The organism is Gimesia fumaroli, from assembly GCF_007754425.1.
Lineage (GTDB): Bacteria > Planctomycetota > Planctomycetia > Planctomycetales > Planctomycetaceae > Gimesia > Gimesia fumaroli.
The window spans coordinates 5,503,233-5,517,889 of sequence record NZ_CP037452.1 but is presented as its reverse complement, the minus strand read 5'-3'; the positions used below and the strand labels follow the sequence as shown (position 1 = coordinate 5,517,889).

General features: G+C 49.4%; 11 protein-coding genes and 1 tRNA gene. 2 read left to right on the top strand and 10 right to left on the bottom strand.

Annotated elements, in window-relative coordinates:
* Positions 1–27: 27 nt before the first annotated feature.
* Positions 28–98: transfer RNA gene (locus Enr17x_RS21065), tRNA-Gln, on the top strand.
* Between the two features lie 73 nt (positions 99–171).
* On the opposite strand, the gene argS is transcribed toward Enr17x_RS21065, so the two are convergent.
* The 9 genes from argS to Enr17x_RS21020 all read right to left on the bottom strand — a co-directional run bounded on the left by argS (position 172) and on the right by Enr17x_RS21020 (position 10,254).
* Positions 172–2,136 (bottom strand): arginine--tRNA ligase, encoded by a 1,965-nt coding sequence (gene argS / locus Enr17x_RS21060; RefSeq protein WP_145311674.1) that lies wholly within the window; start codon positions 2,134–2,136, stop codon positions 172–174.
* Between the two features lie 131 nt (positions 2,137–2,267).
* Positions 2,268–2,600 carry a ribosome silencing factor gene (gene rsfS, locus Enr17x_RS21055; protein WP_261343526.1) on the bottom strand — a complete coding sequence of 111 codons (333 nt, stop codon included), beginning with the start codon at positions 2,598–2,600 and terminating at the stop codon, positions 2,268–2,270.
* Between the two features lie 107 nt (positions 2,601–2,707).
* Positions 2,708–5,320 carry a sodium-translocating pyrophosphatase gene (locus tag Enr17x_RS21050; RefSeq protein WP_232100798.1) on the bottom strand — a complete coding sequence of 871 codons (2,613 nt, stop codon included), beginning with the start codon at positions 5,318–5,320 and terminating at the stop codon, positions 2,708–2,710.
* A gap of 284 nt (positions 5,321–5,604) precedes the next feature.
* Entirely contained in the window at positions 5,605–6,021 is a 417-nt protein-coding gene (locus tag Enr17x_RS21045; RefSeq protein ID WP_232100797.1) for a Minf_1886 family protein, read from the bottom strand.
* Between the two features lie 206 nt (positions 6,022–6,227).
* Positions 6,228–7,079: a PSP1 domain-containing protein gene (locus Enr17x_RS21040; protein ID WP_145311671.1), complete on the bottom strand. Its 852-nt coding sequence runs from the start codon at positions 7,077–7,079 to the stop codon at positions 6,228–6,230.
* Between the two features lie 192 nt (positions 7,080–7,271).
* Positions 7,272–8,327, bottom strand: coding sequence for a DNA polymerase III subunit delta' (gene holB / locus Enr17x_RS21035; RefSeq protein ID WP_145311670.1), 1,056 nt, complete (start codon positions 8,325–8,327; stop codon positions 7,272–7,274).
* 27 nt (positions 8,328–8,354) lie between these two features.
* Complete coding sequence (locus tag Enr17x_RS21030) at positions 8,355–8,621, bottom strand: lipoyl domain-containing protein (RefSeq protein ID WP_145311669.1); 267 nt, start codon at positions 8,619–8,621, stop codon at positions 8,355–8,357.
* A complete protein-coding gene (lipA, locus tag Enr17x_RS21025) occupies positions 8,622–9,521 on the bottom strand; it encodes a lipoyl synthase (protein ID WP_145311668.1) in 900 nt (299 codons plus the stop codon).
* Positions 9,508–10,254: a lipoyl(octanoyl) transferase LipB gene (locus tag Enr17x_RS21020; protein ID WP_145311667.1), complete on the bottom strand. Its 747-nt coding sequence runs from the start codon at positions 10,252–10,254 to the stop codon at positions 9,508–9,510. The genes lipA and Enr17x_RS21020 overlap by 14 nt, the downstream gene beginning before the upstream one ends.
* 510 nt (positions 10,255–10,764) lie before the next feature.
* Here Enr17x_RS21020 and Enr17x_RS21015 point away from each other — a divergent pair.
* Positions 10,765–12,897, top strand: a complete 2,133-nt coding sequence (locus Enr17x_RS21015) for a DUF11 domain-containing protein (RefSeq protein ID WP_198000718.1) — start codon at positions 10,765–10,767, stop codon at positions 12,895–12,897.
* Positions 12,898–13,081: 184 nt separating this feature from the next.
* On the opposite strand, the gene Enr17x_RS21010 is transcribed toward Enr17x_RS21015, so the two are convergent.
* Positions 13,082–14,605, bottom strand: a complete 1,524-nt coding sequence (locus Enr17x_RS21010) for a trypsin-like peptidase domain-containing protein (protein ID WP_145311665.1) — start codon at positions 14,603–14,605, stop codon at positions 13,082–13,084.
* Positions 14,606–14,657: the final 52 nt, after the last annotated feature.

Here is a 14,657-nt window from a genome sequence, read left to right as displayed (position 1 = left end):
ACTGTGTCTGAGATACAGAAAATACATTACCCGGTAGTGTAATGGTAGCACAGCAGATTTTGATTCTGCTAGTCAAGGTTCGAGCCCTTGCCGGGTAATCTTCAATAAAAAACGCATTCCAATCTGGAATGCGTTTTTTTACGTCTAGTTCAAACAAACCGCTGGTGCGAACTACATTCGCTCGCAGGTTCGAATTCCTAAGAGAGACAAGCCGTGTTCAATCACCCGTGCCGTTAAGTCGCAGAGCAGCAGTCGGCTGGTTTTCACCTGTTCCTCTTCGGCTTTCAGCACGTGGCACTGGTTGTAAAATGAGCTGAAGAGATTCGAGAGTTCAAAGAGGTAGTTGGTCAGATAATTGGGTCGGGCCTCAATCCCGACGCTCTCCAGAATTTCTGAATAACGGTTGATCTGCAGCGCTAAAGCACGTTCCGTCTCTTCCTGCAGACGCAGGGCTGACTGATTTGCTCTCAGGGACTTGCGGTCAATCTGTCCCTTTCGGAAAATACCTGAGACCCGGGCATACGCATACTGCATATAGGTTGCGGTATCGCCTCGATTCGCCAGCATCTTGTCCCAGTCAAACATGTAATCGCTGTCTCGATTGTGCTTCAGGTCCGCGTATTTGATGCCACCCAAGCCGATGATTTCGGCAATTTGCTTTCGTTCTGCTTCACTCAGTTCCGGACCATCCGGCTTGGCTTCATCATTTTCAGCAATGATTGTGTAGGCTCTTTGGATCGATTCATCCAGCAGGCTTTCCAGGCCGACATTATCGCCTGCCCTGGTTTTCAGTGGCTTTCCATCTTTACCCAGTACAGATCCAAAGCTCACGTGCTGCAGTTCCAGATTCTGGAAGCCCCACTCTTTCACAGTGGCAAACAGCAGTTGAAAATGCTCGCTCTGTCGGGAGTCAACCACGTACAGCACGCGATCCGCTTTCAGTTCCTCCGCTCGGTATTTGATTGTCGCCAGGTCAGTCGTCGCGTAAGTAAACGCACCATCCTGCTTCTTAACGATAAAGGGGGCTTTGAAGCCTTTGACAAAAACACAGATCGCGCCCTGACTTTCTTTGGCGAGTCCTTTTTGTTTGAGGTCTTCCACGACATCAGCCAGCATGGGATGATAAAAACTTTCCCCCAGCGACATATCAAAATGGATGTCCAGCCGATCATAAACTACTTGGATTGCCTCCAGGCACGCGGGGAGAAACTGTTTCCAGAGTGCGAGGTTCTCGGCATCGCCGGCGTGCAGGTTAGCTGTTTCTTCGCGGGCCTGTCGAGCGATATCGGGGAAGGCGACCGCTTTGCTGTGCAGGTCCTCATCCTGTTCCAGCGCGGTCAGCTTTTCCTGCATCGAGGTGAGTTCCGATTTTCGTACTGCGATATCGGATTTCAGCTTCTTCTCTTGTTTCTGGATTTTTTTATCGGTCTGGTCGGCTGTCGATTCCAGCGTTTGCAGCTTGGCTTCCAGTTGTTCAAGATCGTTCTGCCTTAATGGGACAGCTTGCTTTGTACTATGGTAGTCAGAGAGTTGGTTGACCAGTCGATACAGGCGTGCCAGTTCATGGACTGGCTCTTTTTCAAAAGCGGCTTCATTCAGAAAGTGCTTGTATCCAAAAGTGATCATCCCGAACTGGGTGCCCCAGTCGCCGATGTGATTGTCGCCGACCACATCGTGGCCCAGAAACTTCAGGATTCGGTAGTTGGCGTCCCCGATGACGGTGCTTCTCAGGTGGCCGACATGCATCGGCTTGGCCACGTTGGGGGCCGAGAAGTCGACCACGACCTTTTGTGGAGTTTCTGTAACGGAGACTCCCAGTCGGTCATCCGTGACAAGCTGCTGTGTCTGTGCTTCCAGGCAGTCTTGTTTCAGTTTGATATTGATAAACCCGGGACCAGCAACTTCCAGGGGCTCGCAGAGATCAGATAGATCCACTTTTTCCACGATCTGGGCTGCCAGATCTCGCGGGCTGGTTCCCTTGATCCGGTTTGCTAAAGGCATCGCGAAGTTGGCCTGGTAGTCGCCAAATTTGGCATCCTGAGATGCTTTGAGCATTTCAATGACTGAAGACGGATCTTCTGTCCATTCAGCCAGAACGGGTTCAAATCGTTTTCTGAGTTCAGCGAGAATATTCATTTGATCATTCCAGTAGTGAGACCCTGATCTCTCTCTTTAATGGAAAATGTATGTGGCAATCCAATAGATGACGCCCAGAATACACGCTGGGCGCGGAGAATGGTAGAAACAGCGGTCTCTTCTGTCCGATGTCAGACGGAATCCGCTTTATCAGCGTTATGGGACTGCCAGTCAACCTTGGTGGCATCGGCCCAAAGGCGTTCCAGGTCGTATAATTCACGAGTTTCTTCTGTGAAAATATGCAGTACGATGTCTCCGTAATCGCCTAGAATCCATTCACTGTCCTTGCCTTCGATATTGCGACGGTGCGTACTATCGCGCTTCATTAATACGCGAATCTCTTCCGCGATCGCGTTGCTCTGTCTCATGTTTGAGGCAGTTGTGATTATGAAGTAATCAAATAAAGGCGTGATCTTAGCCACATCGAGCACAACGGTATCTTTGCCCTTAAATTGATCACAAATCCTGGCACAGAGACAGGCACGTTCCAGACTGGACGCACTTTCAATAGAATCGGGTTGTTGAGAAGGTTCAGTGTTGATTTTCGTGACCTTTAGCCTGTTTCAAATACTTAAAATAGCTCTAATGCGTATTGAATAATAAATCCGGCTATGACAACAGAAACCATACTCATCAATTTGATCAGAATGTTCAGGCTCGGTCCACTCGTGTCTTTGAATGGATCACCAACGGTATCACCAACTACTGTGGCTTTGTGCGCATCAGTTCCTTTGCCGCCATGAGCACCCGCTTCAATGTATTTCTTAGCATTGTCCCAGGCACCACCGGCATTAGCCATCATAATGGCAACTGCAAACCCACTCGTCAAGGCACCTACCAGGAGGCCGACTACGCCGGGAACTCCCAGAATGACCCCAACGGCAACCGGTGAAAGTAATCCCAGCATCGCAGGCAGGATCATCTCACGTTGGGCAGCAGCTGTACTGATTTCGACACAGGCGGCATAATCGGGTTCGGCCTCATTCTCCATGATTCCTGCTATTTCACGGAACTGTCGACGTACCTCGTCTACCATCGCCCCGGCCGCGCGGCCTACCGCCTTCATGGTCATTGCACAAAAGACGAATGCAACCATCACGCCAAAGAAGATACCTACCAGTACCTTGGGGTTCAGCAGCGAGAAATTATAGAAGCGGGAAAAGTCGGGCACCGTTGCTTTCTTGACGTCGACGCATTCTCCCCGTTCCAGTAGCTCGGTGATATCGAGGCCTCGGATCGTCGCGCCGACTTCGGCTTTCTCAATTTTTTCCCGACCGGGAGTCACTTGAGAAACGTTCAATGCCGGGAACAACAAGAACCCCTGATTGTTGTGTTCGGGCTCTTTTCCTTCCGAATTCACGGTTCGCAAGGCAATACAGTTTGAACTCAGCTTCAAGGCTGAAGCATTCGCCATGTCATCAGAGATGGTTTCTACAATCGCTGAGTTTTCGACCCAGCGTTCAAATCCAATCCGGACTTCTTCGACATACGCTGCCAGCAGTGCCAGGGCGGTCAATGCGGCTGAGCCAATCGCAAATCCTTTGCCTGTAGCAGCCGTTGTATTTCCCAGGCTGTCCAAGGCATCTGTTCGCTGGCGGACAAAAGGTTCCTGTCCGCTCATCTCGGCATTACCACCGGCGTTGTCAGCAATCGGGCCATAGGCGTCCGTCGCTAAAGTAACACCCAGCGTACTCAACATGCCGACAGCGGCAATCGCAACGCCATACAGGCCCATCGCGAAAATCTGTGAATTGGCAAAATCAAATCCCGTACAGAGTCCAAACGCCAAGATAATTGCGACGCCGATCACCAGGATCGGAATCCAGACGCTGTAAAAGCCTTCGGCAATCCCGGCGATGATGACTGTTGCGGGACCGGTGGAAGATTGATCTGCAATAAACCGGGTTGGCTTGAATTCATCACTGGTTGAATATTCAGTCCACTTACCAATGAGCCAGCCTGAAACCAGACCGCACACAATGGCGCCAAAGACGCCGAATAGCGGGGTGCCTACAAGTAAGGGAGAGTCGGCAGGAATGCCTGCAGACTGAGAGGGAATTACCAGCATGATCCAGACCAAGGCAAACGAAGCAATAATGACGCCAATTGCGCTGGTGTCGATTCCTTTGGCGAGTGCTTTTAACAGATTTTTTTGTGATGCGCCTTCTTCCGTTTTCACCATGAAGATACCAGTGACGGAAAGAAAGATTCCGATCGCTGCCAGACACATCGGCAGTAACAGGCACATCATTTGCATTTTGGGATAGCCGTGATAGGCGGCGACGCCGAGCGCACCACTGGCAAGGATTGAGCCGCAGTACGATTCATACAGGTCGGCTCCCATGCCGGCGACATCACCCACATTATCACCCACATTGTCTGCAATTGTTGCCGGGTTGCGTGGATCATCTTCCGGAATTCCCGCTTCGACTTTACCCACCAGGTCTGCACCGACGTCAGCGGCTTTTGTGAAAATACCACCGCCGACTCGTGCGAATAATGCCTGACTGCTCGCGCCCATACCAAAACAGAGCATGGTCACGGTGATCTCCGCCAGATCCATTTTGACGACCCAATGCAGCACGCCGAACCACAGGCTGATATCCAGTAAGCCTAAACCGACTACAACCAGCCCCATGACAGCGCCACTCCGAAAGGCAACCTGCAAGCCGTTGTTTAAGGAATCTTTTGCGGCATGGGCGGTTCGCGCACTGGCGAGAGTCGCGGTTCGCATACCGAACCAGCCGGCTAAAGCAGAAAAGAAACCACCTGTTAAAAATGCGAAAGGGACCCAGTGTGATTGTGTATTCAATCCAAATGCCATAAAGGCCAGTAAAGCACAGACGACGGCGAAGAAGACGGTGACGACTTTGAACTGTCGATCCAGATAAGCGCGGGCACCTTCACGAACATGTTCGGCGATCGCCTTCATTTTGGGATCACCTTCACTTTGATTGACCATCCAGCAGAAGAAGCGGAAGGCGGTAAATAAAGCAAAGATCGCACCAGCAATTGCGACGAGCCAGCTGATCACAACTGTTTCAGAAGCTGCCTCAGGTGGCGGGCTGGTTGTTGTATCTGCGGCGAATAATGAAGCCGAACAGAACAGAGCCGGAAAAGTTAAGGTGATGAGAGTTGTGAGAAAACGAACGGGAGAGAATCGAGCGCGGAAATGAAACCTCATCCTTAGAGTTAACCCCATTTTAAAAGCTGTTGTAAATCTTGTTGTAAAACCTCAAAACCTCAATTGATTCCGGGCAACTGTCAGCACGCAATTTTAGATGCTCAAAAAGTCACAAGTAAAAACATTAGCAAAACTCTATTCGGGGAGTGTAGCACGTGGCGCTCAATTTGCAATAACAGTAACTTAACAAAGTTCGCTAAACGCAAAACTTAAAAGCAGTGCAAAACGCAGGCGCAAAGAGAGTGAGTCAGCTGCAATGAGAGAGAGAAAATGGATGAGAGGACTTAAGCCTGCTCTGCAGTACTGCGATTGAAAACCTGGCTCGTATCGATCACATAGTCAGTATCGAAGGCCTGTTCGAAATCATACAGATCAACGAAATCTTCCAGTCGATCATTTTCTGTTTTGCGCATTCTGCCATGCTCAATCATTTCAAAGACCATCTTGCCGAAGTCTTTTGTAGCATGAACTCCCCACTGTTTAAAGACAGTCAGTGTCATCAGGCCAAACTGTTTTAGAGCAAGAGTCCGGACGCCTTCCAGAAGTTCCTGGCCGGAAACATGCGATTCTTCCTGCTCAGTTTCATTCGTGACTGAGCGTGCATAAATTTCTTGCGCCTGCTGTAACGCTTCAAATACAAAGTCGTATGCATTGGGGTGATACTGCAATTTTGGTTGGGACAGATTTGTGGCAGATGTCATTATTTCACCCATACCCTTTAGAAAACTTTATATCTACGGTCTAGAGAGGAGTCTCTTATCCTAGTGTTTCGATCTGAGCGACATTGGTCAAGACTATCTTATCAGATAACGCTTCAGATATTGAAAAATTATCTTGGGGAACTTCAGGAAACACAATCCTGTTCACCCTGTTTTTTACTATTCAAAATCGTGTGAGTTGAATCTGTTCATTGATTCGTAGGAGTTTCTCCTTTTTTCTTTTTGATGACTTCCAGAATCTCTTTTCTATGGACAATTGTCTTTCGTGAGTCCGGATAGACCACTTGCACACATTCAGAAAGAATTTCCTGATTCGTCACTTTGCCTTCGCCCTGTATGGTGATCACGGTTGAGCCAATGGGGGGCAGTTCTTTCTTATAGTTTCGATACGTATCATACTCGTAGCGCAAACAGCATTTGAGTCGCCCGCATCGTCCTGATAGTTTATTCGGATCCAGCGATGTTTTCTGCAGCTTGGCCATTTTCATGGAGACCGGGGGCATTTCTGTCAGGTGCGTACCACAGCAAACGGTTTTGCCACAATCGCCATAGTCGGCCAGTAGCTTGGCTTCATCGCGAACACCAATCTGCCGCATTTCAATCCGCGAGCGATATTTACGGGCCAGTGCTTTTACCAGCTCGCGAAAGTCGACACGTTTTTCAGCGAGATAATAAAAAATGACCCGTTCACCGCCGAAAAGATGTTCGACATCCACTAGCTGCATTTGCAGTTTGTGTTCATTCACCAGTTCCTGGCATCCCTGGAATTCTTTTCGTTCTTCATGACGGTTCTGGTCGCGAGTACGATAATCATCGTCTGTGACCAGGCGGATAATGCGTCCTGTCGGATCAGATGTTTTCATAAACGAACGGACTCGCTCCGTCGCTGGCGAGAGGACCTCACCCCATTCGTGGCCGCGATCACTTTTGATAATCACAGTGGCGTTGCGGGGGAGTTCGGCCTGGCCTTTGAAAGTAAATTCGCCAATCAGTCGCGTCGAACCGTAGCGAACAATATAACCTGATACTTCGGTATTCATTTATGACAATTTCATTGATTTGAGATTGAGCCAGGCGACCAGAATGGAATTGAAAAACATCTTAGAAATATCGGAGGCCTCCCGGAATCATTTTAGTATACCGAATCCGGAGCGGGCAATCTTCACATATTCTCGGGAAAATGAATTTTTTGAAAACTGCTGCAGTCCCCTTCCAATGCCTCTGAGCCCTGTTTATTTCATCTGTATACCTCTTAGATCTTCGCTCAAGCTTTCAATACAGAGTGCGATCGTGGCGTTTCTAGCAATTTCTTCTTCCGTCTGCAGCATGCGATCCAGCAGATTTCCGATTATTTCGATCTGGTCTTCCGGTTCTCCTGGAATCCCGGCAACAAATTTTCTGATAGAGTCAGACTCTAAGCCCGAATTGCAGCCAGCGGCAATCTGCAATGCCTGATGATAAAAATCAGCGCAAAATTTAATGATCCAATTCGCTGTTTTCCGTTGTGCCGCCGTATTCCCTCCGACATCGTCAATGGCTTGCATGACGGCCTGCGAAAATACCTGGGGCTGGAAAGGATGTTTGCCGAGGATACGGGTGATATTTACCCGCAGTGCTGCCAGATTTTCGTCCAGAAGCTGCCTGGCGGTGTTCAGTGAGCCTTCCGAGACTCGGGCAATCTGGCTTGCCTGTTCTGCAGAATCAAGTAATTGTTGTTCGATGAGTAAATCAGCGACATCCTCTTGTGACAGTCGTCCGAATCGCATCAGCTGGCAGCGGGATCGAATCGTCGGCAGGATCGCATCCAATTCGCTGGCGATCAAAATCATCAAATAGTTGGCAGACGGTTCTTCGAGCGTTTTAAGCAACGCGTTGGCACTCTCTGCGTTCATTTTGTCTGCATCATCGATGATGGCTATCCGTCGATCTCCGACCATCGGGCGTAATGACATCTCATAACAAACGCCTTCACGGCCGCGGTGGTCATCCCCACCGATGATCAAGCTCAACGGCAAAATGGCTTTATCGGGCGGGCACTCGACCGAAATCAAATCGGGATGAGTTCCTGCCACCATCTGCTTACAGGAAGCACATTCGCCGCAGCTCGTCAACTCGTCTGCTGATGTTTGATCACAAAACAAACATTGTGCCAGAGATAAGGCGACTCGTTTTTTACCAATTCCGGCATCTCCGGCAAACAGGAGTGCGTGCGGCAGGCGGCCTCGAGATAATGCACGTTGCAGCATTTCCAGTATCGGTTGATGACCTCGGATTTGATCGGTTGTCATTCTCGGTTTCCATTCTGATCAAACAGATCAACGTTCCTGCTCAGACTCAGCTGTGACAGCAGGATCAATCCAGCCTAACACCGTGCCTTCCTCAACTTCAGTACCTGGCTGACACTCACAGGCGATGACGGTTCCCGTACAGGGAGACTCAATGTCAAAGGTCACTCCCGGCATCAACAGTTCGACAACACGATCTCCAGCAGAAACCTGCTCTCCTACTCGCGTGAGCCATAAACTCACTGTCAAACGTTGGTTCACAGTGCCTAATGCAGGAACAATGATCGGGGTCGTCATTCAGGAATCATTTCCCAGTACAGCCGCCATTTCGCCTGCATTGTAGCTGGAGCGAACAAACGGTCCACTGGCAACCAGTTTAAAGCCCATTGCCCGGACCTGATCGCCGACTTCATCAAATTCTTCCGGCGGAAGAAATCGTTCGACCGGTAAATTCTCAGGCGTTGGTTGCAGATATTGTCCGATTGTAATCATATCACAGCCGGTGGCCCGCAGGTCGGCACAGACTTCCAGCACTTCTTCTCTTGTCTCACCCAGTCCCAGCATCAACCCGCTTTTGGTGATGATGGACGGATCTGTTTCTTTGACTTGAATCAGCAAATCCAGGGTTCGCTGATACACGGCATTGCGACGGACCCGGTGATAGAGCCGAGGGACCGTTTCGGTATTGTGATTGAATACGTCAGGGCGCGCTTCGGTGACTCGATGGATGGCCGCGCGATCGCCGCGGAAATCGGGTGTTAAAACTTCGATGTCGGCTCCGGTGCGCTCTCGGACTGCCAGGATGCAGTTATAAAAATGCTCAGCACCGCCATCGGGTAAGTCATCCCGTGTGACGGATGTGATCACAACATGTTCCAGCCCCAGCCGAGCCGCTGCTTCCGCGACGCGTTCCGGCTCATCAATCTGAACGGTCTCGGTTTTTCCCTTCGCAATCGAGCAGAAACCGCAAGGCCGCGTGCAGACATTGCCCAGAATCATCAATGTTGCCGTTTTGTGAGACCAGCATTCCGTGCGGTTTGGGCACTTGGCGCTTTCACAAACGGTGACCAAATTTAAATCGTCGATCACATTACTGGTAAATGACATTCCCGGTTTGGGAAGTGGCCGTTTCAGCCACTTGGGGAGCCGCTGTCGTGGAGCAGGTTGAGTGTCTGTCAGAATATTAAGTGTGGACATAAACTTTTTTCTTCACTCTATTCAATAAGGGGTGTCGTGTGAAAACAGGGGTATCCCGATATCCGAACCGCGAAACAAGGTTCCGCACAATACTTTCGCGAACAGAACTCATACTGGCCTCGCGCGTCAGCGTGGCGGACAGCGATGTCAGGCGATGATCGTATCGATTGGAGTCAACCAGGCGCAGTAATTTCATGTCTGGTGAAACATTAATATAGAACCCATAGTAAGAAATCCAGGATTTGATCGCAGCCCCCAGACAGGCAAACTGCCCACAACGACTGGAAATTCCTTCGGAATCGGGTTGGACCTGTGCTTCTACGCTTTGCTCGGCGGCCATCGCTATGATCGCCTGTTCCAGTCCCTGCTTATACTCCTGAAGTCCAATTCCCAACTGTTTTAAGGGGAGAACGGGGTATACTGCCAGTTGTCCCGGTGCATGGAAGATGGCGCCGCCACCGCGGTTCACCCAGCGGGTTTCGATTTGGCCCGATTTGAACTCCTGGTGGGAATCCACCAGTTGGGCGTGGCTTCCTTCACGTCCGATTGTAATCAGCGGTGGGTGTTCACAAACGAAAAGCACGGCTGACTCACTTTGATCTCGACGCAGTTCCTGTAAAGCACGTTCCTGTAATGTCAGCAGCGAATCAAAATCAACACAGCCCAGCATATAGACTTTCATCGTTCGATCTTGATGATGTGCGTGTTGAATAAAGGGCTGCTTGGTATTCATGGTTCCGTCAGGAAGGGGACAAGTTTACATTTAAGGCGGGCTTTCCGCAGTCTACCGCTATTTTCAGCGGTTGGGCGCATGAGTCAATCGAAGGCACTCAAAAAGTGGGACAGTCTTCCTTGATCCACCAGGCAGGGGACTCAAAGACATTCTTCCCGTTAAGTTTTTAAGGGGATGTCATCATTGGATTTTACGGTGACTGCTGAATAATCCAACAGCATAATGTCTTATATTACACCAACTTGCAGAAAATCGGCTGGTTCCGTCAGGGGGGGACGACTGGAAATCGTCATAACCGGAAAATCTTATAATTTCGGTTTATCTTAAAAAATCAGCATATCTGGTTCAATTCCGGGAATCCTCACACCCGATAAAGAGAGATGGATAATAATAGCACACCGTTTTGAAATTTATTTGATCTCACCAGCTCTCACAATTCTCGTCATGTCAATCCAAAACACAAATCAGTCCCTATCCAGCAGTAAATTCCAATCGGTAAGGAGAATCACAATGCGACGCGGAAAAAAGATGCTCGCGATATTTTCAACTATGGTAATGAGTGCGAGTATCGCAACCGCCGATGATCGCATGTTTGAATCAAGGTCCCCTTTTGATTCAGCTCCCCCATCAAAATCGACGAGTGAGTTCTACTCGGGGCAATCGAAGGCGGATGCTTCACCTGTCAGTAACACGGGGCGAATCACCATTTCACAGCCCCGACAGAAAGCAGCTGTCTCACGTCAGGCAACGCAATACAAACCAACGGGCAAAGCCAAGCTCTCACAGGTTCCGAACTACTATAAAGAACTGTTCGGGCAGGAGCGGCCTTATCGTCGTCTGGAAAACAAAGACAAGACACCAGCGGCAAGCCAGTCTCCCTTCCAGCAGGTTGGACATGCTGAATCAGAAAACAGCCAGAAAAAATTCCGCTACGAAGAGTTCACTTCAGAGCAAGCGGGTAAAAAAGATATTGTTCATGCTGAATTTCAGGAGGGCAATCGTCAATCTGCTCAAGGTAAGATTCAACAGGTTAGTGCGGGTGGAAGAAGCACCGAGCAATTTCGTTTGCCAACGGACTTCAAACGACCTGCTCCAGAACCCACAAATGTTGTTGTTCCTCGAATTCCGAATCAAAAGACAGTTGAGAACAAACATCATCTGACTTTCGGAAATACGCAACAGGAAAATAAAGTAACCCAGCCTACAGGAATTACGATTTCTGCTTCACCAAACAGTCGTCGCACTAATGAGCCGACTTTGAAACCCGTTGGTATTTCTTCTGAAGAAGTCAGCGGAAAGGTTTCTCACAAGTGGATTAAGAAAAGCGAAATCAATGTCGGCCAGGAATGTGAGTTTGAACTGGTGATCAAGAATGAAGGCAAGCAGTCTGCCAAAGATGTTCTGGTAGAAGCATTCTTTCCGGTCTCTGTTCGACTGACAAATTCTGTTCCTCGTCCGAGTTCCAGCCGCGATCATCTGGAATGGAAATTTGAATCGTTGAAAGCCGGCGAAACAAAATCAATCACAATTTCCATGATCCCCAGTCAGCGTGGTGCCATCTCGGCTTCTGCCCATGTTCGCTTCACCAACGTGTTGACCGAATCATTCACTGTTGCAGAACCACTGCTGCAGGTCGCCGTCAAAGGACCTACCAACGTCATGATTGGCGAACCAGCTTCACAGTCTGTGACGATCTCCAATCCGGGGACAGGAACCCTGCACAACGTTGTTCTTGAAGCTGAAATTCCCAAAGGACTGGAACACGTGACAGCCGAGTATCTGCAGATGCAGGTCGGTTCACTCAATCCAGGTGAAACGCGAACGATTCGTCTGGCATTGGCTGCCGTCATGGGCGGTGAGCAGGTTGTGAAAGTGATGGCAAAAGCAGAAGGTGGTCTCCAGCAGGCGACACAAGCTCGCGTCAATGTGATTGCACCTAAGGTACAGGTTGCCATTGATGGACCGGGGCTGCGGTATAAAGGTCGCAGTGCTCAGTATGTCATCACAACTCTGAACGATGGTGCTGCTGCAACCAACAATGTTCGTGTCTTACACAAAATTCCAGCCGGCTTCGAATTTGTCAAAGCCGATCATGGCGGTCAGTTTAATCCGGAAGATTCCACCATCAGCTGGTTCCTGGGACGTATGGAACCTGGCCAGTCTGCGAATGTAAATCTGGAATTGAAGACCAAAACGATTGGTAACTACGTTCATCATGTTCGAGCGATCTCAGAACACAACGTGAAATCAGATGCTCAGATTCAAACTCGAATTGAAGGTACAGCACAACTGGTTCTCGAAATTGCCGATCTGGACGACCCGGTTGAAATCGGTACAGAAACTGGTTACAAAGTCGTCGTTCAGAACGACGGTAGTAAGTCTGCTTCCAGTGTTTCTGTCTCTTGTGAATTGCCACCAGGAGTTGAATTGATCTCTGCAACCGGCCCGACTCAGCACATCGCTGAAAATGGTGTGGTTGTCTTCAAGTCGCTGGGAGATCTGGCACCCGGAGATTCAGTTCAGTACCAGGTCATCGTGCGGGGTACTGTTGAAGGAAACCATCGTTTCCGAGCACGTCTCGCCAGCGATTCCATCCGCGATCCACTACTGTTTGAAGAGTTGACTCGATTCTATCGAGACTAATCGAATCAGAGTGTGACGAGAAAAAACAAAACCAGGTCAGAACAATCTGACCTGGTTTTTTTCGTTGAAGCAGAACCCAATTGGGACAACGAACCTTGTTTCAAGTAGTTTGTACGCTGATCATTTCTCTGGAATCCAGCTGTTGTACTAGATTCCGTCTCAGAGGGGCCGCAGAGAAGTTGGATTACTTCCTCTGCCAGATGACGAGCTGATGATGCGGTTTTCCCTGCTTGCCGTTGGAAATCTTGAGTACCAGATTATTCCGCGTTTGATTCTGGCTTAAGACCTGACGGAATTCACTCAGATTTCGCACGGGAGTCCCGGCGACTTCTTCGATGACGTCATATAAACCAACAACGCCATGAAGCGAACTCTGTTGGTCTACATTCATCACCAGTAATCCCGACTGTGATTTCTCAAATCCCAACTGGTCGGCGAGATCTTCGTTCATGCCGTAGAGTTGTAGGCCTGTCAGGATATCCTGCGCTTCGGAATACTTGACTTTCTGGAAACTCATCGGTTCCGCCGGAGTTCTGAAGCGTCGTGAAGATTGTTGAGATTCTTTTTGCTTCCGCTCCAGTTCGTCAAGAATTTGTCTGTTAGCCAGTTCGACCATCACATTCACTTTGCGGCCATTTCGGAGCAAAACCACGCTGACTCTGTTGTCGATGGCAGTCAGGCTGACCAGGTTGATCAAGTGATTCTGATCCAGAACATCAATTCCGCCGAAACTCAGGATGACATCATCATATTTCAAATTTGCACGAGAAGCGGGCGTGTTTGAAATCACTTTCACAACGCGAGCACCTCTGACACGGTCCATTTTTAATCGTCCCGCTGTTGCGACGCTGAATTCGGGGTCGAGCTGAACGCCGAGGTAAGCCCGATACACCTGACCGTATTTGACAAGCTGATTAAAGACGTGTCGTACCAGCTTACTGGGAATACTGAAACCGATACCATCATTGCCTCCACTGTTGGAAGCGATCGCCGTATTGATCCCGATGATCTTCCCTTCCAGGTCAATCAGGGGGCCACCACTGTTACCAGGATTGATTGCAGCATCGGTCTGTAAAAAGTTTTGATTAAGAACTTCCGAACCACTGCCTAATTGAAGCGAACGGCGTCCCTTGGCGCTGATGATTCCCAGCGTCACCGATTCGCTTAAACCAAACGGGCTTCCCATCGCCAAAACCATGTGTCCGATATCAAGCTTGTCGCTGTCGCCCCAGTCTGCCGGGGTCAGGTCTTTGACGCTGATTTTCAAAATTGCTAAATCGGTGTCTTTGTCTTCCCACTTCCGCTCGGGGTGAATCACGCGACCATCGTGCAGTTGAATCGAAATCGAACGTCCATTCGAGTCACGGACGACGTGTCTGTTCGTCACGATATACAAACCAGGAGCACCTTCGCCACGCACAATTACGCCGGAGCCGGTCTCTTCCACGGCACCGCGTGGAGTCTGACGCTCGCATTGAATATGCACTACACTCGGGGTGGCCAGTTTTGCGATCTTGGCCAGATGCTTACTGCCATCGTGTAGAGAAGAGTGTCCAAATATCGCAGAATGCTGTTGACGTCGGTTACTCTGTGAAGGAACTTTCGCTTCCAGTTGCTTTGAGTTCAGAGGAGACTCAAAGCAGGTATTCCATAGAGAAGCAGAAGCAATAAGTGCAAGCACGAGCAAAAGCGAGTATCGGTTTTTCATATTGCAAATCTCTCAGCGTGACTCAGGAACCTTTTGCATACCAGCTATTTCT